A 24,382-nucleotide genomic window follows, 5' to 3' on the forward strand; every position below is an offset into this window, starting at 1 on the left:
AATCGTCAGGCGAGACATACCTGGGGATTCTCCTATCCAAATTAAACTGTACGACCGGAAAATTTAGACATATCCTTCTTTCACAAACTCTGATGTACCGGTTGGTAGCGAATTCAAAAATGACAGAGGAGGTTGGAGATGAAGAGACTGTCCTGGGCAGCGGCGCTTTTGTGCGTCATGCCTGCCATGGTGTACGCGCAAAGCTCCGTAACGCTTTACGGTCTGCTGGATGAGGGCTTGACCTACACGAGCAATCAGAACGGACACTCTGCCTGGTTGCTTCAGAGTGGAGGTGGATCACTGTCCAGATGGGGGCTGCGCGGTGCCGAAGACCTGGGTGGAGGTTACAAGGCGGTCTTCACATTGGAAAACGGCTTTGACCCATCTAGCGGAAACCTCTCGAATAATGGGCGTCTGTTCGGAAGACAGGCGTACGTCGGCGTTTCAAGCCCATACGGAACGATCACGCTCGGTCGTCAGTATGAGGAAGTGGCTGAAATGCTCTCCACCGTCGCTGCCGGGTTGAACTGGGCGGTCTACTTCGCTCATGCTGGTGACGTCGACAACGCTGGCGGCAGCATACGGATTAACAATTCGGTTAAATATGCCAGTCCGAAAATAGCGGGGTTCACATTTGGCGCGCTCTATAGTTTTGGTGGACAGCCAGGACAATTCTCCACGAATAGCGTGACATCGGTGGGATTGAGCTATACGGGAATAAGCCTTCCACTGTATGTTGCGGCTGCCTATACGGTCATCAAGAATCCGTATGCCGCCGCCTTCGATAGCGTCGCACCGCGAAACATCATTTACGCGCCGTACGTGCAGAACGCCGAAAGCGAAACCATCGCAGGGATAGGGGCATCGTACAAGATCGGTAGCGCTTCAGTTGCCTTCGAGTACACGACGACGCGATTCAAAAAAGGCTTCCTCGGCTCTGACGTCCGGTTAGACAACTACGAGGCAAACGTCGGTTATTTCATTACGCCTTTTCTCTTCGCGGGTGCGGCGTACATCTACACGCACGGCAAAGTGGATGCGACTTCCGCGACGCCCATCTATCGGGCAATCGATCTTTACACCAACTATTTCCTCTCGAAGCGGACGGACGTCTACTTTGCGGCCGAACTGCTTAAAGCGGGCGGTTCGGCGACTCAGGCGCAGATCACGTTGATTCCTTCGCCGTCGAGCGGACAAACTCAGGGCCTGCTACGAGTTGGAATTCGTCACCGGTTTTAACGAACACGTGATGTCGATGCCGTCGAGAGACGGGTGAAACCAAATTGATACTGGACCTTGGCGGTCGATCATCAAGGAAAATGCCATGGAAAACGCAGGCTATGTGAACCGGGATGTACGCAATATTTTCAACGATATGCCTATGGGCCGAAGGCAGTGGATGGTGTTCATCATCTGCTTCGCCGCTACGGCAATCGAGGGTTTCGACACGATCGTCATCAGTTTTATCGCACCTGCAATAAGCCAGCATTGGCAACTTTCCAGCATGGCGCTTTCGCCTCTGGTGGCCGTTGGATTAACCGGCTTACTGATCGGCTCGATCGTAGGAGGAACACTGGCTGACCGTGTCGGCCGCCGAACGGTGAGCATAGTGGCGATCGCCTGGTTTGGAATCGCGGGGGTGCTGTCGAGCGAAGCGCAGTCGATAGTTCAGCTTATCGGCTGGCGTTTCATCACCGGCCTCGGCATCGGAGCGGCAATGCCGGCTACGTCAGCGATCGTCGCGGAATATAGCCCCGATCGTTCCCGTTCATGGGTGCTCGCAACGACTTACTGTGGATTTCTTTTCGGTGCCGCCGCCGCCGGTTTCGTGACGTCATCGGCAATCGGCACGTTGGGTTGGCGAGGCATGCTGGTACTGAGTGGTCTATTGCCGCTCGGGGTTGTTGTCCTGTTCGCATGGCAAGTACCGGAGTCACCGCTCTACGTAGTGGCCAGCCGAAAGTCCAACGAGGTAGCACAACGAATCCTTGCCAAGGTATTTCCGAGCCTGGACTGCTCCCGAATGCATCTGTTCATTGCCGAAACGCGTGAATCGATAAGCGGAAGCGGGGCGTTATTGAGCAAGCAGTACCGGCTCGGCACCATATTGACGTGGCTTACAGAATTTGCAGGCTATCTGGTGTTCTTTCTTATCGGAAGCTGGTTGCCGACGCACCTGAAACAGACGGGTTTGTCGATGCACGATGCTTCACAGGTGTCGTCAATGTTCCAGTTCGGTGCGCTTGGCGGTGCGGTCCTTTTCGCTGTCCTTGTGCGTCGTTTCAACGTGGCATCGGTCATTTCCGGGGCGTTCGGCGCAGGCTCATTGCTGGTCGTCGCTTTGGGCATGTCTGAAACCACTCAGTGGCATGTCGGCGTGGTGTTCCTGGCCGGGTTGGCAGTTGGAGGCCCGCTGATCTGTGTCAACACCATCCCCGGAATCTTCTATCCAACTGCGCTTCGCGCGTCTGGTGGTGGCTGGAACGTTGCGATCGGCCGGCTGGGTTCAATCGTAGGTTCGTCGTTGATCGGCCTGATAGTCATGTCGGGCTTCCCTTATCTGTTCACGTGCGCGTTGTTGTCGATACCGCTCCTGATGGCTTGCGTATGCATGATCGTCATGGCGCGAGTTCTCTCCGCGCAACGACGAATTCTGAACGAATACGCGGCGAACAACAGTGCGGTATCGGCTGTTGATTCACCGTTGCCGAACAGCACCACGCAATGAGCGTAGTGCAATAGCAAGCGAAAGTGTTTCAGACGAAGTTGAAGTTGAGTGTACGAAGAAGCGCCGTCGCCGGATTCTGACTGGCATGTAGCAGTTGGTTCGCCTTGCATACTTTACGATCGTGAAGTATAGTGATTTACGAAAGCTGCTCGATCGTGCGACCTTCCGAAAGAACGAACGCGAGGCGCAGGTCGAGGGTTAAGGGATAGTTTCAAACCGAACACGGCTATCTGTTGGGGCCATACGTGCCAACGAAACAGGAGGAGACATGATTGAGGAACGCGACATTGTCGTAACGATGCGAGACGGGACTCGTCTGGCAGTAGACGTTTATCGGCCGGATGCGGATGGCAAGTATCCCGTGCTGTACGCATCGGCACTGCACAACAAGGATCTTCAAGGTCCGGACATTGCAGATGTCCTGCCGCCGCAACCCGCGCACGCTCCGCTCTGGTTCGGACCGGTCGAGGCCGGAGACACCCGGCGCTTCGTTGCCAATGGTTATGTGCACGTTATCGCGCAACCGCGCGGTTCCGCCAAATCGGAAGGCCACTACGGCGAGGAGAATACTGACCATTACGACATGATCGAATGGATCACGCAGCAACCGTGGTCCGACGGCAAGGTCGGCATGGTGGGCATCTCGGGATTTGCAGGCGAGCAATGGCGCGCGGCGGGGCAGGGACACCCCGCGCTCAAGGCAATCTTTCCGTACGACGCCTGCGGTGCATACGGAGGGATGTTCGGGTTTCGGGACTTCAACCCCGGTGGTGTCATTCACACTTTCCCGTACTTGCTTGACGTATTCAGCACTGTGCACGAGCCCCGTGGTGTGCCGGGCGCATTACCCGATGCACAGGAGGAACTCTGGCGCGCAGCCATGCGCAATCCCGACTACAAGATGTATATCAACTTGTACAACATCCTGACGCAGAAGGGGCAGCGCACCGGCGTGATGTACCACATCATGACGAACCCTTGGGAGCCGGACGGAACCGTCGAGCGAGCCGAAGAAAACTTCAAGTCGATCAAGGTGCCGTTCTATACGGGTTCCGGTGCCTATGCCTATACATACAAATTGCACTGGCTCGGCGCGCAGCACTACTTCCAGAAAGTCAAGCAGCCACGCAAGCTGATTTTTACCGGTCCGGCACATCTGGAGCGACCGTTCCACCAGTACCACGACGAGGTCATCCGCTGGTACGACTACTGGCTGAAGGGTATCGACACCGGCATCATGAACGAGCCCCCGGTTCGTTATTGGGTCATGGGCGCGAACGAATGGCGTACGGGCAGTGACTGGCCATTGCCTGAAACGCAGTGGGCGAAGTACTACCTCGCGGGTTGGGAAGGGCTTTCGACAGAAGCTCCTCGGCCCTCGGCGGAGGTCGGCAACGCACTGCGGGAGCCTGATGTCTTTACGCAGATGCCGTTAAAAAAGACCTCCAGGGTGGAGCGCCTGCGCTACATGACTGAGCCGCTTGCGCAAGACGTGCTGGTGGCCGGTCCCATTTCGTTGACGCTCTACGCGGAAATCGACCAGACGGACACGAACTGGATTGTCGTACTCAAAGACGTGGGTCCGGATGTATCGGTCGTCACTGCGCGCGTCGGTGAACGAACGGTTCCGGACACGTTGGCGGAGCGTGAACTGACGCGCGGCTGGCTGAAAGCGTCTTATCGCGCAACCGATCCTGACCGGTCTACGCCTGCGGAACCGTTCTACAAGCTGACGAAGGATTCGATCAGGCCGGTTACACCGGGCGAGATCGTCAAGTATGAAATCCAGATCATCGCGACGGCCAACCAGTTCAAGGCCGGCCATCGAATCTGCATCGAGATCTGCAGCCTCGACGTGCCGACTGGAACCGGCGCGATGACCGACGTCGAGTACATCCCGTATCACGTGACCAGTAGTAATACGGTCACTCACCGGGTTTACCGGGATGCCGATCGCCCCTCACATCTGCTGCTTCCATTGATCCCATTGAATAGACACGGATCCTGAATTGCAAGGCATTCCTGAGTGTCACCAACGCGTGGCCACTTTGACTGAAAAATGAGGTTGGGCGATGAAAAGTATCCGTTTTGAGCGCGATGGAAAGGTTGGGAACATCGTTCTGGCAAATCCCCCTTACAACCGGCTCGATGCACGGTTTGCACAGTGTCTCCGGGAGGCCGTTCACGAAGCTAGCGAAAGCGACATCCGGGTGCTGGTCGTCCGGGCTGAGGGGCCGCACTTCAGTCTCGGTGGAGAGGTCCGTGAATGGCCAGGCAAAGACCTGAACTGGTTTCGCACATTCGTTGCGGAAGTCAACAGTTCGTATCGCGCAATCGAAGCGCTCCGCGTCCCGACGGTGGCGGTGGTACAGGGCCTGGCTCTCGGCGGCGGGTTCGAACTCGCGTTGAACTGTGACTTCATTGTGACTAGCACCGACGCGGTGTTTCGATGTGTCGAAGTGACGACGGCGATGCTTCCCATTGCGGGAGCGCTTCAGCGGCTGGCTGAGCGAGTGGGGCGTAGTCGCGCATCGCGCTTTGCCATGCTGGGCGAGCCGATTCTGGGTAGCCAGGCCGTGGAACTCGGCATAGCCACGCACGTTGCCGAACCGGGTGAACTCGATCGCGTCGCCGCGGAACTGGTCGCGCGACTTGCGGACGGTCCCACGCTTTCTTATGCGGCGACGCGCACCTTGCTCAAGACGTGGTCAGGCGGTGGTGTAGCGAGTGCCGACGTTGCAATGCTGGATGTGTGCATGGACTTGTACACCACGGAAGACGCTACGCGGGGTTTTACCAACACGGCCGAAGCGTTCGACCGTGACGAGGAGCCTGGCGAAATGGCCTTTTACGGCAAATAGCCTGACGCTCCTCAACGCTACATAGCCGGTTCGACTGACTTTTTGGCAGAAACGCGCAGCAACGATGGAGGATGGTTTCATGCACACTTTACCCGGTTCCCTTGCGCTCGATGCGCCCGCCGATGGCATTGCCTACGTACGGGGCGCGACGGACGTTCCGTTGAGCGAATCCACGGTCGGCCAGTTTCTAAGGGAAACCGCACGCCGGATGCCCGATCAGCAAGCCGTGGTATTCCGTGAGCAACTCGTACGGTGGACATGGAGGGAATTTGACGACCATGTTGACCAGCTCGCCGCAGGTTTCCTGTCGCTGGGAATAGAAAAAGGGGATCGGGTTGGCATCTGGTCTCCCAACCGGTTCGAATGGCTGCTCACGCAGTTCGCGACGGCTCGCATCGGCGCGGTGTTGGTCAACATCAACCCCGCTTTTCGTGTGGCGGAACTCGAGTACGCGCTACGGAAAGTGGCATGTAAAGCGATTGTCACTGCCGAGAGCTTTAAAACCTCGAACTACATTTCGATGCTGATCGACATAGTGCCCGAGCTTACTTCACAGCAGCCGGGCGAGGTGAGGGCGGCACGTCTGCCGGACCTTCGTACGGTGATTTCCATGGGGGATTGGCGCATACCGGGCGTCATGTCATTTCACTCGGTCATGCAGCGCGGAGAGGCGACGCTTCGAGACAAAGGGCGCGAGGCAATTGAAAGCGTCGAGCAGACACTTTCTGCCCATGACCCGATCAATATCCAGTTCACGAGCGGCACCACCGGCAGCCCGAAGGGCGCAACGCTGACACACCGGAACATTGTGAACAACGGGCGTTTCGTGGCGATGGGGATGAAGCTGTCCGACACCGACTCACTCTGCATTCCTGTCCCGCTGTACCACTGTTTCGGCATGGTGATCGGCGTACTTGCGTGCGTGTCGGTAGGCGCGAAGATGGTCTTCCCGGGCGAAGGCTTCGACGCAGGTGCGACCCTCGCGGCCGTCTCGGAAGAGCGTTGCACCGCGCTTCACGGTGTGCCGACCATGTTCATTGCCGAGCTGGGACACCCGGACTTTTCGTCGTTCGACCTGAGTAGTCTCAGGACCGGCATCATGGCGGGCTCGCCTTGTCCTATCGAGACAATGAATGAGGTGGTGGCCAGAATGCACATGCAGGAGGTCACCATTGCGTATGGAATGACAGAGACCAGTCCCGTGTCGTTTCAAAGCGCAACCACGGATCCACTAGATAGGCGCACAACAACGGTCGGCCGGATTCAGCCTCATCTCGAGGTGAAGATCGTTGACTTTGAGGGCAAGACGGTATCTGTCGGTGAGACGGGAGAACTCTGTACACGAGGATACTCGGTCATGCAGGGGTACTGGGACGACGAGGCGAAAACGCGCGAAAGCATCGTCGACGGATGGATGCATACGGGCGATCTTGCAACCATCGACGCCGACGGATACTGCAATATCGTCGGAAGGTTGAAGGACATGGTGATTCGTGGCGGCGAGAACATCTATCCCCGCGAAATCGAGGAATTCCTCTTCAGACATCCAAAAATACAAAACGTACAGGTATTCGGCGTGCCGGATGAGAAGAACGGCGAGGAATTGTGCGCCTGGATCGTGCTTCGAAAAGGTGAAGGTACGACTGAGGAAGACATCAGAGACTTTTGCCGAGGGCAGATCGCTTACTACAAGGTGCCGAAATATATTCGCTTCGTGAGTGAATTGCCGATGACGGTTACGGGAAAGGTACAGAAATTCGCAATGCGTGCCGAGATGATCAACTATCTTAAGCTGGCTGAACACAAAACCGCCTGACCGGTCCATAAAACCCGACCGGATCGTATGAATATAGCGTCGTAATCCAACTTTTAATTAGTTATCCGAAGGCGTGCAATAGACGGAATACTAAGGTTTGACAATTGGAGGTGTCGAATGTATGAAATAACCACAGATGTACTCATCGTCGGAACGGGGCCGGCCGGATCAGCGTGTGCCGCGCTGCTTTCGACGTACGGTATCGACAACATGGTGGTCAACCAGTATCGTTGGCTGGCCAACACGCCTCGAGCGCACATCACAAACTTGCGCACTATGGAGGTCCTTCGCGACCTCGGTCAACAAGTGGAGCAGGAGGCTTACCTGCACGCGACCGATCAGGATCTGATGGGCGGGACGGTTTTCTGCGAAAGTCTGACGGGTGAAGAGATCGGCCGGGTGCCGAGTTGGGGACTGCATCCGCTCTCGAGAGCGGAACGCCAATTGTCGAGTCCGGCAAAGATGAACGACTTGCCGCAGACGTTCATGGAACCGTTGCTTTTCAAGACGGCTTGCGCGCGAGGTACTGAGGCACGGATGAGCACGGAATATGTGAATCATACGCAGACTGACGAGGGTGTTCTGACGCGTTGCCGTGATCGGTTGTCGGGGGAAGAGTTCACGGTCAAATCAAGGTACCTTATCGGCGCAGACGGAGGGAATTCCAAGGTCGCAAAGGATCTGGGCCTGCCTTTCGAAGGGCAGATGGGCGTGCGCGGGTCGATGAACATCTGGTTCCGCGCGGATTTGTCTGAATTCGTTGCACACCGCCCGGCAGTGTTGTACCCAATCATGCAGCCCGGCGCAGAGGTAGGCGGTATTGGCATGGGCCTGATCCGGATGGTTCGGCCTTGGAACGAGTGGTTGATTGTCTGGGGCTATGACATCAATGAGCCTGCCCCTGTCGTGGACAAGGAGAAGGCCACAACGATCGCACGCCAACTGGTGGGCAAGCCGGATCTCGAGATCGAACTGTTGGGTGCGAATACCTGGACAGTCAACAACATGTACGCCACTCGCATGCATGATGGAAGAGTGTTTTGCATGGGCGACGCGGCCCACCGGCACCCGCCGTCTGGTGGGTTGGGCTCCAACACTTCGATTCAGGACGCGTTCAACCTGGCGTGGAAGCTCGCGTCAGTCATCAAGGGGTACGCCGGCGAAGCGCTTCTGGACACCTATTCGGATGAGCGCGCGCCGATCGCCAAGCAGATCGTCACCCGTGCAAACCAATCGATCGCAGAATTCGCCCCGCTCTATAGCGCGCTTGGCATTGACAAATCCAACGACGCGGAAGTCTTGCAAGCGAACATGCATGCTCGAAGCGGAACCACCGAGGCCGCGGAAAAACAGCGGGCCGCAATTCGGGAGGCGTTGGCGTTCAAGCGATACGAACTGGACGCCCATGGCGTGGAGATGAATCAACGATATCAATCGAGCGCCGCATTGACGGATGGGCAGGCGGAGCCAGCGTTCGCGCGTGACCGTGAATTGTATTACCAGGCGACGACATGGCCTGGCGCACGCCTGCCGCATGCCTGGGTTTTCGATTCCCGTGGACGGCCACACTCCACACTTGACCTCGCCGGACATGGGCGATTCGTGTTGTTCACCGGCCTCGGTGGTGAAGCATGGGTTGAAGCTGCCGCACGAGTCGGCGAGGAACTCGGGTTGAAGCTTGACGTACACGTTATCGGTCCGCGGCAGGCGTACGCGGATCATACTGGCGACTGGGCTCGCGTGCGCGAAATCGGCGACAGCGGTTGCGTATTGACCCGTCCGGACCATCATGTGGCGTGGCGTAGTCTCGCCTTGCCGAGTGATCCGGCCGCCGAGCTTCGTCGTGTATTGCAGCATGTGCTTTCGAAATAATGTCTGAAGGCAAGCGTCTTGCCCGCACTCGCGTGATTACGCTTTCAACGGCGAGACGCTTACACAATTCGAGCTTGGTTAGTTATCGGCTGGAGCGTCGCAATGTTCCAAACACGACTCGTTCTACAGTGCACCAATACTCCTCGACCAGCACCGGATCAGACGGCGATAGATTACTGGTCGCCGAAAATTCCGGCCCGAAGCCTGACAGCGTCGACGTCAGGCTGATCATCATGTAGTGGAAAACAATAGGCTCCACGTTGGGTACGGCATGTTCCGTTTGGGCAGCGCGGATTTGCGGCAGCAGCCAACCGATCAGCGGCTTTAAGATAGAGTCCGCGAGCCATTGCAACCGCGCGCTGTGACCTAGCGACTCCTGAAGGATGAAGCGGTGAAACTCTGGAAAGTTTACCGTGAAGCGAAACAGCGCCCTATATGCCAGCTTGAGTCGGTCGGTTGCACTAGCCGGACCGAAGCTGGACAGACTCGCATCATGTTCCTGCCGGACACGTTCGAATACATACTCAGCTACCGCCTGCCACAGAATCTCTTTGGAGCGAAAGTGATAGGTAATGAGCGGATGCTGCATCCCGATCCGGTCTGCAATGCTACGAATACTCGCGGCCTCAAAACCTTTTGATGAGAATTCGGCGAGAGCCGCATTTAGAATGGCCGAACGGGTTTCCTGCGCACGCTGCTGTTCAGAACGCCTCAGTTCCGCGGGTCGACGTGGCCCGATATTTCCTGTGTCAGGTGGTGTTAGTGATGCCATGTACGAATGCGTTGCGGCACGTTGAAATGAACGTCTGCCAATCACACTAGTAGGCGATCTGCCAACTTCAATGCGAGGGTCGACTCCATGACTGTCGATTGTGTCGAGCTTGCGTCATATAGGTGCGAATATTTTGCTGCCGCTTGTTTTTCGACATCTGAGCGAGGCGGCCCTACAACCCATCGTTCGGCGCGCTACCGTCAAATGCCCGCTGCAGCAACGCTCGAATTGCTCCGCGTTCCAGTGGACGGGGATTCCAGTAGGCGTTGTTGCACGCGGTGTCGGCGGCCTGGTCGAGTTGTTCCTCCAGCAGGCCAATCTCTTTCAGCGCGACGGGCGCACCGTTTGCGCGCGCGAGTTCGTATAGACCCTGTGCGGCGTTGTCATGCCCGAGCGCCCGCGCAATACGTTGCATCGCATCGGGCACAGCGTTGGCGTTGTACGCCAACGCGTGTGGAAGCACAATGGTATGAGTGGGCGCGTGCGGCAGATTGAAACTGCCGCCGAGCGTATGGCATAGCTTATGGTGCAAAGCCATACCGACGCTTCCGAGCACTGCACCGCAGAGCCAGGCGCCATAGAGTGCATCGGCGCGTGCGGCCGGGTCGTTGGGCTGTGCGACGATTCGAGGCAAACTGCGCGCTAGCGCCGCGATGCCCTCTTCGGCCATCAGGCTGGTAAGAGGATTGGCATCACGTGAATACAGGCCTTCTGCAGCATGTGCAATTGCATTGATGCCGCTCGTTACCGACATCCCTGCCGGCAAGGTCAGTGTCAGGTCTGGATCGTAGACTACCGTTTTCGGCAGCACGCGTAAATCAGTACCTGTTCGCTTCAGGCCCGATTCGGTCAACCCGAATATGGGCGTCATCTCACTGCCGGCATAGGTTGTCGGCACGGCGAGAATCGGCAGGTTCGTCTCAAGGGCGAGGCCCTTCGCGAGGCCGATTGCGGAGCCGCCGCCCACGGCGATGATACAGTCGGCATTCAACGACGCGGCAACCGTGCGTACTTCAGCGACCAGCTCAACCGGCACGTGCATGGCAGCGCGATCGAAGATGCCCGCTGCGCGCGCACCTAACTGATCGGCCACCGATACACCCAATGTGCGCTGCTCCTGACTACACAGCACCAGAGCACGTTGAACCTGCAGCGTGTGCAATTCACGTTCGATATGGGCGCGCGAGCCGGCCCCAAAGACGACACGTGTGCCGCGTCCGTTATAGACGAATTCAGATGCTGACATGGCGGATCCCGGCGAGTCGATGCTGGAGCGGTACATTGCATGGCCAACCGGCTAGCGGCAAATCATTGCGCTGGCGTCGCGGCTGAAGATGCGGCGCACGGAAAATTGCGCTAATTCTCGCCGCGGATATGGGTCTCATAGATAAACTGGCGGTCACTTCGTCAGCGTGCCCGTTCTTTGGCGCTCGCTGTATATCGACGCGCACGTTCATGACCCGTGCTCCGATGGGTTGAGAACGAAGTCATAGTCGAGCGTATAGAACGGAGTATCCATGGCAGTACCATCCGGCGCGATACCCGGCGGATGTTGGACCCAGTCAACGATCAAGGTTGAGCGCACGCCGAATACGGCATCCGAGTCGAGGTACTTGTCCCCGTTGCGGAATACGTGTGTGATCAAGGGTTCGTAGCCTGACGCCTTGATCCAGAAGTGCAAGTGGGCTGGGCGCCACGGGTGGCGTCCGAGCGCATCGAGCATGCGACCGACGGGGCCATCGTGTGGGATCGGATAGGCTTCGGCGAGAATCGAACGGAAATGAAAGGCTCCGTCCGGCAGCGTCTGCAAACGACCACGGGCTTGATACTCCACATGGGTATCCTGAGGATCCCCGTACTGCACATCGTAGTATCCGTCTTCATCGGATTGCCAGACCTCGATCGACGCCCCGGCTACGGGTTCTCCCGAAAGACCCCGAACGCTGCCGGTAACAAAGCAGGGAAGGCCTGCCGCGCCGTTGGAGATATCGTCACCGTTACTGTATTCGGGGGCGCCGGTAACAAAGAAGGGGCCAAGAACAGTTGCTTCCGTGCATTCGACTGGTTTGCGGTTGTTCTGGGTGGTAACCAGCATCGACAAGCCGAGCGTATCCGACAGAAGTACAAACTCCTGGCGTTTTTCGTCAGTGATGTGGCCAACCTCAGTGAGGAAGTCGACTGCGTAGCGCCATTCGCTTTCGGTCAACTTGACCTCTCGGGCGAACGAATGCAAATGCTGGACAAGGCTGGTCATCACAGTGCGCAGCCTCTCGTGGGTACAACCGGCCATCGCCTCCAGCACCGCTTGAGTGATGGTGTCTTCGTTGATATTGCGCATTGTCTTCCCTTGCACTCCGCATTTCCGACCCCACCGGTTAGATGGGAGCCTTGCCGTCCAGCGCCGAGCCGCTTACATCCTCACTGTCCCTGCACGCCCAAAGAGCGTTTTCATCTGTTGCCCGGCAAAGCAGGGAGCCGCCGATTGCCTGTACCGTCAGCGCGCAAGCAAGCGGGCAGCATTTTCCCCATACACCTTGTCCATCTCGATGCCGGGAATCTGGATGTCGTCGAGCACCTTGCCGAATTGTCGAATTGCGCTTGTCGGTGCGAACGGGAAGTCCGTTCCGAAGAGAATGTGATCGGGGTCTGCCACGTGCGCCAGCGCACTGAGGGGCGCATAGCCGCCGGCGAGTGCCGTGTCGAAGTAGAAGGACCTAACCGCCGCCAACGTGTCACCCACGCGCTCGGCCACCTCGGGCATCATGGAAATCGAAAGAGCGATGCGAGGTACGAGAAACGGCAACGTCCCCCCGGCATGCGAAAGGATGAAGCGAATGTTCCTGAAACGGCTCATTGCACCCGACATGATCAAGCTCGTGGCTGTACGGGTCGTTTCGAACGGATACTCGATCACGGACGCCGGCGCCACCGGCGGCGCTTCGTGAGGCGGCTGGTTAGGGTGAATGAAAACCACGCTCCCGCGCCGGTCCAGTTCTTCCCACAGCGGCGTGAAATGGTCGTCTCCCAGATACAGCCCGTTGTAGTTCGTAAAGGCAATGAAACCATCTACCTTCAAATCGTCAAAACAATAGCGGACTTCCTTCAGTGCTGCGTCGACGTCCGGCAGCGGCAGGCTCGCGAAGGAGCCGAACCGTCCGGTATGCCGGGACCTGAGCTCCGCTGCGTGGTCGTTGCATTTTCTCAGCAGCGTGGCCGCATCCGGCAGTCTGGGACCGGAAGAAATCGACAGAATACCCTCGTCGATTCCGTTTTCATCCATCATCGCGATGGCTGCCTCGACGGACCAGGTCGGGGCCTTGCCGCCCGGCATCGCCGCATTTAGCAGATCCAGTCCAACTGCGTCCACGTAAAGCTTCGGCAGAAAATGCTGGTGTGTATCAATTTTTCGCTTGGACATGGCTGTCGTCTCCTGAACTAGCCTCTCGCATGGGATGAGGTGGTGCCCCTCGGCTTGAACTCATCTTATACGTTATTTTTTACGATTGCAAAGTTTAGTGTGACGAGCGGCTTTCTGCATGCTGCTCGTCGAATTGATGCGAAGTTTCCGGCGTACGGCTCAAAGCGGGAGCTCTTTTGCAGGACCATGGGGCCGCTGAAACCGCCTGAACTTTGAGCCGTAGCGTTCTACGAAGCGCAATGATGCTTTGCAATCTGGAGATGCATGCGTGAGCGTCGAGACCATGCCATCGACTTGCGAACCAGCCCGTCGCGGGTTTCGTTGGGCCGTTGCTCCGGCGGTCGATCTCCACCCTGCACCCCATCTCCGATCGCGATGGCCCCATCTCCAAAGATCAATTTCCCGCTTGTGGCATCCCTCCTAGTATTGACGGCAGAAACAAACCCCAAAGGCGCTTGAACGCCGCGGAGGAGACAGATGAAAACGACTGTGCGCGCACTGTGGTTGGCGCTGCTCGCGTTTGGCCCGTGGTTTATGACGACACCGACGCCGGCGGCGGAATTCAACTGGCGCTGCTACACCTATCTTCCATCGTCGACCGATCCGGCCTACCAGGCGCTCGTCGCGCTAGCCCGTGACATCGGTACCGCGACTAACGGCGCGGTGCAGATCACCTGTAACGTCGGCGGCTCGCTGCCGATCAAATCGAGCACGATTCCGTCGGCGATTCGCGACAACGTGCTGCAGTTCGGCCTGACGGACTCGGGTTCTTATACGGGTTTCGTGCCGATCGCGGGTCTTTTGTCCCTGCCGGGCCTCTATCAGAACGACGCGGCGCTCGACACAGGCATCAAACTACTGACGCCGATACTGGAACAGCAACTGGCCTCGAAAAACGTGAAGCTGCTCGGCGTCTCGTACTACCCGCCACAGGTGCTGTGGAGCACGCAGAAGCTCACGTCGCTCGCAGATCTGAAGGGCCAGAAGATTCGCGTGACGACCGCCGAACAAGCCGAGTTCGCGAAACGGGCTGGGGCAATTCCCGTCAGCATCGACACGCCGGAGGTGTCGGCGGCCTTGCAACGCGGCATCGTCAGCGCGGTGCTGACATCGAGTTCGGGCGGCGGGCGTATCTGGCACGACCTGCTCAAGTACAACTTGCGCATCGGCGCGAACTACGTCGCGGTGATCTTCACCGCCAATCTGGTCGACTTCAACAAACTGCCGCCGCCCATGCAGCAGAAGATTTCCGCGCTCGGCGCGAGTGCGGCCACCCACCTCACACAGCTGCTGCGCAGCAATGAGACGACCTTGACCGACGGTTTCGCGAAAGCGGGCATGACCGTCACGTCCGGCGCTGACGCTGATGCGAAATCGATCACTGCAATGATGCGCCCGTACTGGAGCGACTGGGCCAAATCACGCGGCCCCGACGCCGAAGCGCAACTGACGAAGCTGCGCGCCGCACTCGGCCAATGAACTGGATTCCCTCGCCTCGGAGACACGCCCATGTACGCTGCCCCACCGCTTCTGGATACCCACGTATTCGCCAAGGTTCCCGTCGAACTGGAAATCCGCAACCGTTCGACCGACTGGCTTGAAGGACGTCATCACGGCCGGCCCACGTCGTTTCTCGAGGGTCCGTCCTTTGACCGCGAGGGCAACCTGTACTGCACCGACATTCCGTACGGTCGCGTATTGCGCATTGCGCCCGATGGCAAGTTCAAGGTGATCGCCGAATACGACGGAGAACCTAACGGTTTGAAGATCCACAAGGATGGCCGCATTTTCATCGCGGACCAGAAGAACGGCATTCTCGTGCTCGAACCGGGCAGCAGCGAACTGAAGCCGTTTCTGGTGCGCGCGAATCTGGAACGCCTCAAAGGTCCGAACGACCTCGTGTTCGCGAGCAACGGTGACCTGTACTTCACGGATCAGGGCCAGTCCGGCCACCAGGATCCGACCGGGCGTCTCGTGCGCGTGCGTGCGAACGGCGGCATCGACATCCTGCTCGATAACGTGCCGAGCCCGAACGGTCTCGTGCTCAACGCCGACGAAACCATGGTGTTCCTTGCCGTGACGCGCGCTAACGCAATCTGGCGTGTGCCGATGACGCGCGGCGGCGTCAGCAAAGTGGGCACCTTCATCCAGATGTCGGGCGGCGGCGGCCCGGACGGCATGGCAATCGACGAGCAGGGCAACATCGCCGTCGCCCATGCGGGCCTCGGTAGCGTGTGGCTATTCAGCGCGCTCGGCGAGCCGCTCTACCGGATCGCATCGTGTACCGGCGGACGCATGACGACCAATCTCGCGTATGGCGGCCCGGAACACAAGACCCTGTTCATCACCGAGTCCTCGACGGGGACCGTCATCACGGCACAGATGGACGTGCCGGGCCGGGCCATGTACTCGCACCAATGACTCTCGTAGCGCATGGTGTTTATCGCGATCTTTTTGGAAAAGGTACTTTAGATGACCAAAATCTTTAAGCTGGTAGCGGCAACGGGCATGCTCGGCTCGGGTTTCCGGGCGGAGTCGATCGACAAGGCTATCGAAATGGGCGCCGAGATGATCGGCTGCGATGCCGGCTCGACAGACTCCGGTCCGAACGGTCTCGCGCAGGGCAAAAGCCATTTCTCGGTGGCGGCCGTCAGGCGCGACGTGAGCAATATTCTCGGGCGCGCGGTGAAGGCGGGCATTCCGCTCATCATCGGTTCGGCGGGCACGTCGGGATCAGACAAGTCGCTGGCCTCGCTGGTGGAGATCGTGCACGACCTTGCCCGCGAGCAGGACCTGCACTTCAAGCTGGCCGTGATCCATTCCGAGCAGACCAAAGAGGTGGTGCTCAAGCACGTTCGCGCCGGCCGTTCGCGTCCGCTGAAGCCGTCGAAGCCGCTGACGGAAGAGGAAGTGAGCGAGTCGATGCATATCGTTGCGATGATGGGTGTCGAGCCGATCCAGGAAGCGCTCAAGGCGGGTGCGCAGGTGGTGCTGGCGGGCCGCAGCAGCGACACGTCGATCTACGCGGCGCTGCCGCTGATGAAGGGTTTCGATCCCGCCGTGGTCTGGCATATGGCGAAGATCCTTGAGTGCGGCGCGGCCGCCGTGGCGGTGCGGCTTGCGCCTGACAGCATGATGGCGGTGCTGCATGACGATTCCTTCGACGTCTTCCCGATGCGTGAGGACTATCGCTGCACGCCGCAAAGCGTCGCTTCGCACACGCTCTACGAGAACGCTGATCCGTTCGATCTGAAAGAGCCGTCTGGCACGCTGATCACGCGAGAGTCGCAATACAAGGCGATTTCGGATCGCGCGGTCAACGTGTCGGGCTCGCGCTTCGAACCGGCATCCGAATACACGATCAAGATCGAAGGCGTGCGGCAGCGCGGCTGGTCGACGATCATTCCGGGCGCGGTGCGCGATCCGTACATCATCGCAAATCTCGATTCGTGGCTCGCGCAGCTGAACGACAACATCGGCATCCGGCTGTCAAACACCATCGGCGACAAGAAATACGAGATCGTGACGCGCGTCTACGGCCGCAACGGCGTGATGGGCGAGCTCGAGCCGGAGCCGGTCATCAAGGGCCACGAGATCATGATCCTGTGGGACATCATCAGCGAATCGCAGGAACTGTCGCACACCATTGCGAGCAGTGTGTCGCATCTGGCCGTGCACAACCCGATTCCGAAATGGAACGGCCTGATTTCCGGTGTCGCGTATCCGTACTCGCCGAACGAAATCAATCGCGGCCCCGTGTACGAGTTTCACCTTAATCACGTGCTCGTACCCGACTCGCCGACCAGTCTCTTTTCCACCGAATTCGAGGAGCTTTGATCATGGCAAAGACCATCGGCGACCTGGCCGTTCTGGTGCGTTCAAAAAATGCGGGCCCGTTCTGGCTGACTTTCGACGTGATGTTCAGCGACGAGGCCGTCTATCGGCGCGTGCGCGACAGCAATGTGATCAACGCGAAGGACATTGCTCGCACATTCCGGCGCGACATCGAGGACGTGATCGTCGTCAATCATGACGCGGCGCTCGCGGTGAAGGTAAGCTTCCCGCGTCCGCAAAGCTCCGGCTCGAAACTCGACAACGACGTGTACGGCGGCCAGCAATATGCACCGTTGCTCGGCCTGGAGATTCCCGACTAGCCGCGATGCAGTATGACGGTGAACCGGTCACGCACGATGACGGAATCGAAGGAGGGGACGTTTCATGGCGCAAAACAATGACCCGGCAGCGTCTGGGCCGGAAACGCAGCCCGGCACGGACGCCGAACGGATCGCGCTGCAGCAGACGCTGCATCACGGGCATAGTCCGTTCGCGCCGGTGTCGCACCCGGGCCGGCTCGAATGGGTGTTTCTGTGGGCGTGCAAGCTGATCATCCTGGCGATGATCGGCATCATCGGCACCGAGCTGGTCACGCGCAATCTCTTTGGCTTCTCGTTCCAGCTCTCCGACGAATTCGGCGGTTATCTGCTGGCGGCGCTGGCGTTCTTCAGCCTGTCCGTGTGCCAGTCGCACGGCTATTTTCATCGCGTCGATTTCGTGCAGGCGCGCTTGTCCGAACTGGGACAGGCGGTGTCGATGGTGATCTTCGACCTGCTGTCGCTCGCATTCAGCGTCATTCTGTTCTGGCAGATGTTCCTGCTCGAACATGGCTCGTGGCAATCCGGCGAACTCGCATCGACCATTCTGATGACGCCGCTGTGGATTCCGCAGATAGCCTTGCCGATCGGCGCGGCCGCGCTGTGCATCGCGGTGGCGAAGAGCCTTGCTATGAATCTCGTCTGGCTTGCCGGTGCGATCGGCCGGCGCTGGGGAGCCAGATGATGTCACCGGAACTTCAGATCGCATTTTCGTTCGGCGCGTTCCTAAGCCTGCTTGCCTGCGGCATGTCGGTGCCCTTCGCGATCGCCGTCCCAGGCACGCTCTATCTGATCCTGCAGAACGGCTTGGATGCGCTGCGCGGTCTCGGCCTCGTCACGTGGGGCAGCATGGACAGTTTCACGCTGACAGCCGTGCCGCTCTTCGTGCTGATGGCGGAGATCATGCAGTTCAGCGGGCTCAGTTCGCGCATCTACCGCGGGCTGTCGCGGCTCGTGTGCCGCGTGCCGGGCGGGCTCGTGCAAACCAATATAGTCGGCTGCGCGCTGTTCGCGGCGATTACCGGGTCGAGCGTGGCGACGGCAGCATCTATCGGCGGAGTGGCGCTGCCGCAGTTGCTGCGACGAGGCTATGAGCCGCGTTTGTCGGCGGGTTCGCTCGCCGCGGGCGGCACGCTCGGCATCCTGTTTCCGCCCAGCGTCGCGCTGATCATCTACGGCAGCCTGACGGATACGTCGATTGCAAGGCTCTTCATGGCGGGCGTGATTCCCGGCCTGATGCTGACGGCGATGTTCATGATCTACGTGGCCATCTATGCGCTGGTCCGTCCACATTCCACGCCCGCCGAACCGCCGCTGGTGTCGTTGGCGGAACTGGGCCGCGCGCTCGCCGACGTCGTGCCGTTCGTGTTGCTGATCGGCGGCACCATGGGCAGCATGTACTTCGGGCTGGTGACGCCCGTCGAAGCGGCAACGGCCGGCTGCATTTTCGCGACGATACTGGCGATCCTCATGGGAGAGCTGACACTCGACAAGTTCCGCCAGGCGCTGCGCCGCACGGTGCTGATCGTCGGCAATCTGCTTTTCATCATCTACGCGGCGTTCATCTTCGCGTATGCGATCGACACCTCTGGCCTCGGCGAAGAGCTGACCGGCTGGATCGTCGGCCTGCAGCTTTCGCGGCTCGAGTTCTTTTTTGCGCTGTTCCTGCTGTACAGCGTGCTGGGCTGTCTCGTCGAAAGCATCGGCATGATGGTGGTCACCGTGCCGCTGCTGCACCCTGTGCTGCTGCAATACGGCATCAGTCCCATCTGGTTCGGCGTGATTCTCGTGATGTATATCGAACTCGGCCAGATCTCGCCGCCGATCGGCATCAATCTCTTCGTGATTCAGAGCATCTGGACGGGCGTATTGCGCGACGTGGTATTAGGCACGATGCCTTTTCACGTGATCATGTTCGTCCTTCTGCTGATCCTCTCCGTGTGGCCCGATCTGGTGCTGTGGCTGCCGGGAAGAATGTAGCGGCCTTGACGAAGTACGCGCGCGGCGCACCACGCCCGATCCGCGGATCCTGAAACGCTTGCATCCGATCATCCGACGGCGCTCGTTCGAGCAGTGCCACGGGCCAGTTCACGCTTCGAAAGCGAGACGCCGTGCGCAATACGCGCAAGGAAATCCAGACCGCGGCGGACAACAACCAGCAAGGAAAATCAGAGCCATGCATAACACGGCCGAACAGAGGCGTATGTCTTATTGTTCGGCATACTAATGAAATTAAGGAGACGAGCATGAAGCGCAGAATTTCATATGTATTGACGACCCTGGCGATGGGCGCCGCGGTGCCCGCTTTCGCGCAATCGAGCGTGACGCTGTACGGGTTGATCGACGAAGGTCTCGAATACAACACCAACGCGGGCGGACACCAGCAGTACAGCATGGTGAGCGGCGTGCACGGCGGCAGCCGCTTCGGGCTACGCGGCACGGAAGACCTTGGCGGCGGCCTGAAGGCCATTTTCCGGCTCGAAAACGGATCCGACGTGAACAGCGGCAAGCTCGGGCAGGGCGGCCTGATGTTCGGCCGCCAGGCATACGTGGGCCTGACGACGCCGTACGGCACGGTGACGATGGGCCGCCAGTACGACTCCGTTGTCGACTATGTCGGGCCCGTCACGGTCGGCGATCAGTGGGGCGGCACGATCGGCTCGCACCCCGGCGATCTCGACAATTTCGACAACACGCAGCGCGTGAACAATACGGTCAAGTACACGAGCGCCACCTACGACGGCGTGACGTTCGGCGGCATGTACAGCTTCGGCGGCATTGCAGGCAACACCGGGCGCAACCAGGTATGGTCGCTGGGCGCCGGCTACACGAACGGGCCGCTGCTGCTGGGTATCGCGTACCTGAATGCGCGCAATCCGAACGTCAGTTTCTTCGGCACCAGTTCATCATCGACGTTGACGGCTGCGACCAACAACATCACCAGCCCGGTGTATAGCGGCTACGCGTCGGCGAGCACTTACGAGGTGGCCGGCGCGGGCGGCAATTACACGTTCGGTGCGTCAACGTTCGGCGCGACTTATTCGTACACGCGCTTCAGCGGGCTCGGCAACGCGGCGACGAGCGGCCCGAACGTGCTGCACTACACGGGCAGCGCCTTTTTCAACAACGTCGAAGTGAGCTACAAATACCAGTTGACGCCGGCATTGGTGCTGGGGGCCGAGTACGATTACACACACGGCTCGTCGGTTCAGGGGCGCGACGCTGCGCAGTACCATCAGGGCACTGTCGGCGCCGATTACTTCCTGTCGAAGCGCACCGACATCTACGTGATCGGTGTCTACCAGAAGGCGCTCGGTTTCGATTCGACGGGCAAGTCGGCGGTGGCGGCGATCAACCAGGTGACGGCGGCCTCGACCAATCATCAGGCAGTCGTGCGGCTCGGTTTCCGGCATACGTTCTGACGCTACGATATGTGCAGGCGGAGTTCAAAACAGTGTATCGGCCGCATGGTCCTGCTTGCCGAGAATATGGGCGAGCATCAGGCGCGCGGCGGTGGATAATTCGTCCGGCTGCCGCACGCATACGCGGTGCTCGCGCCGTGCCCACGGTTCGAGCAGCGGCCGCGCGACGAGCCCCATCGCTTCGGCAAGCAGCAGCAACGACGTGCTTTCCGCGACGATGCCGACGCCGAGCCCTTCCTGTGCGAGGCGGCACGCAAGGTCGAAGCCCCGCGCGCGCACGCGGGTGCGCATCGTGCAGCCGTAGGCGGCCGCCTGGCGATTGAGCAGACCGCTCAATGCGCCGCGTTCGTCGTCGCCGATGATTTCGTGATCGAGGAGCTGAATGAGCGTGACGCCCGGCTGCGCCGCGAGCGCATGTTCTTCACGCATCACCGCTATGATCTGATCGCGAAAACAAGGCCGCACCCACAAGCCGCCGGGTGGCGTGTCGCCGGCGTAGATGCCGAGATCCGCGCCGTGCCTCTCGATCGCCGCAGCGACATCGGCGTTCGCGCGCTCTTCGAGATCGACATGAACAGCGGGATGACGCTGCAGGAACTGTCCAAGAATTTCGGGCAGGTAACCAACCAGCGTGGTTTCGCTCGCGACGATGCGCACGTGGCCCTCGACACCTGCGCTCAGTTGCGCAAGCTCCACATCGAGCTGACCGGCTTCATGAATCAGGTTACGCGCACGGCGCAGCACAATCGCGCCGGTCGGCGTCATCTCGACACCGCCCGCGTGACGCGTCAACAGACGATGACCTAGCCGCTGTTCGAGTTCGCTGACACGCTTGCTGACCGCCGACGGCACGATGTTTTCGCGGCGCGCCGCGCCGGCGATGCTGCCTTCCTCGATGACGGCGACGAAAAGACGCGCGGTAGTAGTGTCGAGCAGATAGGCCATCCGGAACGTTTCCTTGTAGAGTGCCGCGCTCTTCGCGCGCCGGTCTCTTTTTCGTGGCGCGTCTCAACAGATGAATAGACGTGCTGCGCGTGAACGCAGTACATACAGAATAGGTGAGGCGCAATTGTGGTGCAAGCTGCTGGTGCGTGCGCAGTCGTGGAGTTCCGCGCCGAAACTACGCTGATCTCCGTTCAATCGCTCGACGGGAAGATGGCCGCGAACGACGCGGGGTTCGCAGCAGCCTCTAAAGTTCGACCGGTTCGAACCGATAAACATTAAATAACTGTTTACAAGTTGTCGAACCGATAACGCGAGCTTTCTGTTCGCTTTCGCGAAACGCGCGAATGCTGCTTGAAAAGGTACGCAGTCCGGGCTGCTTGCAACCGCCCGTGGTGCCTTCTGACCGACACCTGACCTTCCGGCTTCAAATCGGCCGCCGAATTGCGATGAATTGCCGCGATTGATCTGGAAAACCGCAGTGCCATCGTCATTGGAGAATGAGTCCATGTACTTCAGAAACCTGAAGCCTGGCGCCAACTGCTCAGCGTCTTTGTGAGAGCAGGAGCATGTTGAAGAACCTGTCGATTCGCGCCGGCCTTAATACGATGATCGCTTTGTTTGGGATCGTACTGGTGGCGGGCACCGGCGTACTTTGATTTTTCACGTCCGTTCAATGAAGGAAACGAAGTGGAGCATTCATCGCCCGAGCGGCACCTGGAACTGCATGAACTCAGCGCGGTCAGCGCGGCGCTGAACCGCGTTCAGGCTGTCATTGAATTCGATCTGCACGGCATTGTCCTGCACGCCAATGACAATTTCCTCAAGACGCTCGGCTACACGCTCGATGAAGTGCGTGGCCAACATCATCGGATGTTCTGCGACCCCGCCCACGCCGATAGTCACGCCTACCGCCAGTTCTGGGAAAAGCTGGGCCGCGGCGAATTCGATCACGGCGAATATCAACGAGTGGGACGCGGCGGGCGCGAGGTCTGGATCAATGCGTCGTATAACCCGGTATTCGATGCGCACGGCAAGCCCTACAAGGTCGTCAAGTTCGCGACCGACATCACCGCCGCGCGCCAGCAGACCGCCGAATACGAAGGTAAGGTGCGCGCCATCGACCGCGCTCAGGCCGTGATTGAATTCGATCTGTCCGGCAACGTGCTGTTTGCCAACCAGAATTTCCTCGACACGCTCGGCTACCGGCTCGACGAAATCCAGGGCAGACATCACCGCCTGTTCTGTGAGGACGCCTACACCGTCACTGCCGAATATCGTGATTTCTGGGCCAAGCTCAATCGCGGCGAGTTCGACGCCGGCCGCTACAAGCGCCTTGGCAAAGGCGGTCGCACAGTGTGGATTCAGGCCAGCTACAACCCGATTTTCGACGTCGCAGGACGCCTCTCCAAGGTCATCAAATTCGCCACTGACGTGACGGCTCAGGTCGCGCTGGAAGACCAGGTGCGCGTGCGCGCCGAAGACGATCAGCGCAAGGTCGCGGCGCTGCTGGATGTGGTCAACCAGGCCGCTGCGGGCAATCTGACCGGCACGGTCGAGCTTGCCGGCGACGAGCCGATCGATCAGCTCGCCGCCGGCATCCAACGCATGATGGACGACCTGCGCGGCGTGATCGGCAAGGTGGTCGAATCGGCCGGTGGCTTTACGGCTTCATCGCAGGACATCGCCGGACGCGCGAATACGGTCGCGAGCGGCGCGCAGTTGCTGGGTGCAACTGTCGAGGAAATGAACGCATCCATCGAAGAGCTGACGGCGTCGATCAATTCGATCGCCGACAATTCGCGCAGCGCCGACAACCTCGCCAAAGATACGCAACAGGAAGCCGAGCGCGGCGCGAAGGCGATTGCCCGCTCGATCGAAGCGATGGACCTGATCAACAAGTCGTCCGAAGACATCAGCGAGATCATCAAGGTGATCGGCGAGATTGCCAGCCAGACCAATCTGCTCGCGTTCAATGCGGCCATCGAAGCGGCCCGCGCCGGCGAACATGGTCTGGGCTTTTCCGTGGTGGCCGACGAAGTGCGCAAGCTCGCCGAGCGTTCGTCGCAGGCGACCAAGGAAATCTCCAAGCTGATCAACGAATCGGTCAAGCGCGTCGCGCAGGGTAGCGAAATCTCGAAGCAGGCCGGCGAAGCCTTCGACAAGATCGTGGCAGGCGTGAGCCGTACCACGCATGCAATCTCGGAGATTTCCTGCGGCGCCGACGAGCAGCTGATCGCCGCCCGCGAGGTCAGCGCCGCGATCCAGCAAGTCGCCGAGGAGACCGAGAAGTCCGCCGGTGCCTGCGACACGATTGCGCGCGCCAGCGCCACGCTGATGCAAGGCGCACAAACGCTCGATCAAATGGTCACGCGCTTCGTCGTCTAAAGCAGGAGGCGT

At 59.3% G+C, this 24,382-nt stretch carries 19 protein-coding genes; 14 read left to right on the forward strand and 5 right to left on the reverse strand.

What is annotated here, in order from left to right; translation table 11 throughout:
- Nucleotides 1–138: 138 nt before the first annotated feature.
- From RI103_RS22170 to RI103_RS22195, 6 genes are all read left to right on the forward strand, one after another.
- Nucleotides 139–1,239, forward strand: a complete 1,101-nt coding sequence (locus tag RI103_RS22170; RefSeq protein WP_310817638.1) for a porin — start codon at nucleotides 139–141, stop codon at nucleotides 1,237–1,239.
- Between the two features lie 85 nt (nucleotides 1,240–1,324).
- On the forward strand, nucleotides 1,325–2,728 hold the full coding sequence (locus RI103_RS22175) for an MFS transporter (RefSeq protein WP_310817640.1): 1,404 nt from the start codon (nucleotides 1,325–1,327) through the stop codon (nucleotides 2,726–2,728).
- Nucleotides 2,729–2,996: 268 nt separating this feature from the next.
- Nucleotides 2,997–4,736: a CocE/NonD family hydrolase gene (locus tag RI103_RS22180; protein ID WP_310817642.1), complete on the forward strand. Its 1,740-nt coding sequence runs from the start codon at nucleotides 2,997–2,999 to the stop codon at nucleotides 4,734–4,736.
- 64 nt (nucleotides 4,737–4,800) lie between these two features.
- On the forward strand, nucleotides 4,801–5,589 hold the full coding sequence (locus RI103_RS22185; protein WP_310817643.1) for an enoyl-CoA hydratase/isomerase family protein: 789 nt from the start codon (nucleotides 4,801–4,803) through the stop codon (nucleotides 5,587–5,589).
- Between the two features lie 79 nt (nucleotides 5,590–5,668).
- Nucleotides 5,669–7,405 (forward strand): AMP-binding protein, encoded by a 1,737-nt coding sequence (locus RI103_RS22190; protein ID WP_310817644.1) that lies wholly within the window; start codon nucleotides 5,669–5,671, stop codon nucleotides 7,403–7,405.
- A gap of 117 nt (nucleotides 7,406–7,522) precedes the next feature.
- Nucleotides 7,523–9,277 carry an FAD-dependent monooxygenase gene (locus RI103_RS22195; protein ID WP_310817645.1) on the forward strand — a complete coding sequence of 585 codons (1,755 nt, stop codon included), beginning with the start codon at nucleotides 7,523–7,525 and terminating at the stop codon, nucleotides 9,275–9,277.
- Between the two features lie 82 nt (nucleotides 9,278–9,359).
- Here the strand turns inward: RI103_RS22195 and RI103_RS22200 are convergent, their stop codons facing one another.
- From RI103_RS22200 to RI103_RS22215, 4 genes are all read right to left on the reverse strand, one after another.
- Nucleotides 9,360–10,049: a TetR/AcrR family transcriptional regulator gene (locus tag RI103_RS22200; RefSeq protein ID WP_310817646.1), complete on the reverse strand. Its 690-nt coding sequence runs from the start codon at nucleotides 10,047–10,049 to the stop codon at nucleotides 9,360–9,362.
- A 172-nt stretch (nucleotides 10,050–10,221) separates the two neighbouring features.
- Complete coding sequence (locus tag RI103_RS22205; protein ID WP_310817647.1) at nucleotides 10,222–11,295, reverse strand: maleylacetate reductase; 1,074 nt, start codon at nucleotides 11,293–11,295, stop codon at nucleotides 10,222–10,224.
- 207 nt (nucleotides 11,296–11,502) lie between these two features.
- A complete protein-coding gene (locus tag RI103_RS22210; protein WP_310817649.1) occupies nucleotides 11,503–12,387 on the reverse strand; it encodes an intradiol ring-cleavage dioxygenase in 885 nt (294 codons plus the stop codon).
- A gap of 156 nt (nucleotides 12,388–12,543) precedes the next feature.
- The gene (locus RI103_RS22215; protein WP_310817650.1) at nucleotides 12,544–13,467 is read right to left on the reverse strand and encodes an amidohydrolase family protein; all 924 of its coding nucleotides are present in this window, start codon (nucleotides 13,465–13,467) and stop codon (nucleotides 12,544–12,546) included.
- Nucleotides 13,468–13,944: 477 nt separating this feature from the next.
- Here RI103_RS22215 and dctP point away from each other — a divergent pair, with 477 nt between their 5' ends.
- The 7 genes from dctP to RI103_RS22250 all read left to right on the forward strand — a co-directional run bounded on the left by dctP (nucleotide 13,945) and on the right by RI103_RS22250 (nucleotide 21,040).
- Nucleotides 13,945–14,946, forward strand: coding sequence for a TRAP transporter substrate-binding protein DctP (gene dctP, locus RI103_RS22220; protein WP_310817651.1), 1,002 nt, complete (start codon nucleotides 13,945–13,947; stop codon nucleotides 14,944–14,946).
- A 30-nt stretch (nucleotides 14,947–14,976) separates the two neighbouring features.
- On the forward strand, nucleotides 14,977–15,888 hold the full coding sequence (locus tag RI103_RS22225) for an SMP-30/gluconolactonase/LRE family protein (RefSeq protein ID WP_310817652.1): 912 nt from the start codon (nucleotides 14,977–14,979) through the stop codon (nucleotides 15,886–15,888).
- Nucleotides 15,889–15,939: 51 nt separating this feature from the next.
- Nucleotides 15,940–17,304 carry an acyclic terpene utilization AtuA family protein gene (locus RI103_RS22230; protein WP_310817654.1) on the forward strand — a complete coding sequence of 455 codons (1,365 nt, stop codon included), beginning with the start codon at nucleotides 15,940–15,942 and terminating at the stop codon, nucleotides 17,302–17,304.
- 2 nt (nucleotides 17,305–17,306) lie between these two features.
- Nucleotides 17,307–17,621, forward strand: coding sequence for a DUF4387 domain-containing protein (locus RI103_RS22235; protein WP_310817656.1), 315 nt, complete (start codon nucleotides 17,307–17,309; stop codon nucleotides 17,619–17,621).
- Nucleotides 17,622–17,685: 64 nt separating this feature from the next.
- Nucleotides 17,686–18,303: a TRAP transporter small permease gene (locus tag RI103_RS22240; protein ID WP_310817658.1), complete on the forward strand. Its 618-nt coding sequence runs from the start codon at nucleotides 17,686–17,688 to the stop codon at nucleotides 18,301–18,303.
- Complete coding sequence (locus RI103_RS22245; protein ID WP_310817659.1) at nucleotides 18,300–19,598, forward strand: TRAP transporter large permease; 1,299 nt, start codon at nucleotides 18,300–18,302, stop codon at nucleotides 19,596–19,598. The genes RI103_RS22240 and RI103_RS22245 overlap by 4 nt, the downstream gene beginning before the upstream one ends.
- Before the next feature lie 266 nt (nucleotides 19,599–19,864).
- The gene (locus RI103_RS22250) at nucleotides 19,865–21,040 is read left to right on the forward strand and encodes a porin (protein ID WP_310817660.1); all 1,176 of its coding nucleotides are present in this window, start codon (nucleotides 19,865–19,867) and stop codon (nucleotides 21,038–21,040) included.
- 24 nt (nucleotides 21,041–21,064) lie between these two features.
- Here the strand turns inward: RI103_RS22250 and RI103_RS22255 are convergent, their stop codons facing one another.
- A complete protein-coding gene (locus RI103_RS22255) occupies nucleotides 21,065–21,985 on the reverse strand; it encodes a LysR family transcriptional regulator (RefSeq protein WP_310817661.1) in 921 nt (306 codons plus the stop codon).
- A 687-nt stretch (nucleotides 21,986–22,672) separates the two neighbouring features.
- Here RI103_RS22255 and RI103_RS22260 point away from each other — a divergent pair.
- Complete coding sequence (locus tag RI103_RS22260) at nucleotides 22,673–24,370, forward strand: methyl-accepting chemotaxis protein (RefSeq protein WP_310817663.1); 1,698 nt, start codon at nucleotides 22,673–22,675, stop codon at nucleotides 24,368–24,370.
- The last annotated feature ends 12 nt before the right edge of the window (nucleotides 24,371–24,382 follow it).

It is taken from the genome of Paraburkholderia sp. FT54, assembly GCF_031585635.1.
Taxonomy (GTDB): domain Bacteria; phylum Pseudomonadota; class Gammaproteobacteria; order Burkholderiales; family Burkholderiaceae; genus Paraburkholderia.

What these genes read in the sequence shown, in the direction of transcription:
- RI103_RS22170 (WP_310817638.1), top strand. Translation starts at nt 139, where the DNA reads ATGAAGAGACTGTCCTGGGCAGCGGCGCTTTTGTGCGTCATGCCTGCC.
- RI103_RS22175 (WP_310817640.1), top strand. Translation starts at nt 1,325, where the DNA reads ATGGAAAACGCAGGCTATGTGAACCGGGATGTACGCAATATTTTCAAC.
- RI103_RS22180 (WP_310817642.1), top strand. Translation starts at nt 2,997, where the DNA reads ATGATTGAGGAACGCGACATTGTCGTAACGATGCGAGACGGGACTCGT.
- RI103_RS22185 (WP_310817643.1), top strand. Translation starts at nt 4,801, where the DNA reads ATGAAAAGTATCCGTTTTGAGCGCGATGGAAAGGTTGGGAACATCGTT.
- RI103_RS22190 (WP_310817644.1), top strand. Translation starts at nt 5,669, where the DNA reads ATGCACACTTTACCCGGTTCCCTTGCGCTCGATGCGCCCGCCGATGGC.
- RI103_RS22195 (WP_310817645.1), top strand. Translation starts at nt 7,523, where the DNA reads ATGTATGAAATAACCACAGATGTACTCATCGTCGGAACGGGGCCGGCC.
- RI103_RS22200 (WP_310817646.1), bottom strand. Translation starts at nt 10,049, where the DNA reads ATGGCATCACTAACACCACCTGACACAGGAAATATCGGGCCACGTCGA.
- RI103_RS22205 (WP_310817647.1), bottom strand. Translation starts at nt 11,295, where the DNA reads ATGTCAGCATCTGAATTCGTCTATAACGGACGCGGCACACGTGTCGTC.
- RI103_RS22210 (WP_310817649.1), bottom strand. Translation starts at nt 12,387, where the DNA reads ATGCGCAATATCAACGAAGACACCATCACTCAAGCGGTGCTGGAGGCG.
- RI103_RS22215 (WP_310817650.1), bottom strand. Translation starts at nt 13,467, where the DNA reads ATGTCCAAGCGAAAAATTGATACACACCAGCATTTTCTGCCGAAGCTT.
- dctP (WP_310817651.1), top strand. Translation starts at nt 13,945, where the DNA reads ATGAAAACGACTGTGCGCGCACTGTGGTTGGCGCTGCTCGCGTTTGGC.
- RI103_RS22225 (WP_310817652.1), top strand. Translation starts at nt 14,977, where the DNA reads ATGTACGCTGCCCCACCGCTTCTGGATACCCACGTATTCGCCAAGGTT.
- RI103_RS22230 (WP_310817654.1), top strand. Translation starts at nt 15,940, where the DNA reads ATGACCAAAATCTTTAAGCTGGTAGCGGCAACGGGCATGCTCGGCTCG.
- RI103_RS22235 (WP_310817656.1), top strand. Translation starts at nt 17,307, where the DNA reads ATGGCAAAGACCATCGGCGACCTGGCCGTTCTGGTGCGTTCAAAAAAT.
- RI103_RS22240 (WP_310817658.1), top strand. Translation starts at nt 17,686, where the DNA reads ATGGCGCAAAACAATGACCCGGCAGCGTCTGGGCCGGAAACGCAGCCC.
- RI103_RS22245 (WP_310817659.1), top strand. Translation starts at nt 18,300, where the DNA reads ATGATGTCACCGGAACTTCAGATCGCATTTTCGTTCGGCGCGTTCCTA.
- RI103_RS22250 (WP_310817660.1), top strand. Translation starts at nt 19,865, where the DNA reads ATGAAGCGCAGAATTTCATATGTATTGACGACCCTGGCGATGGGCGCC.
- RI103_RS22255 (WP_310817661.1), bottom strand. Translation starts at nt 21,985, where the DNA reads ATGGCCTATCTGCTCGACACTACTACCGCGCGTCTTTTCGTCGCCGTC.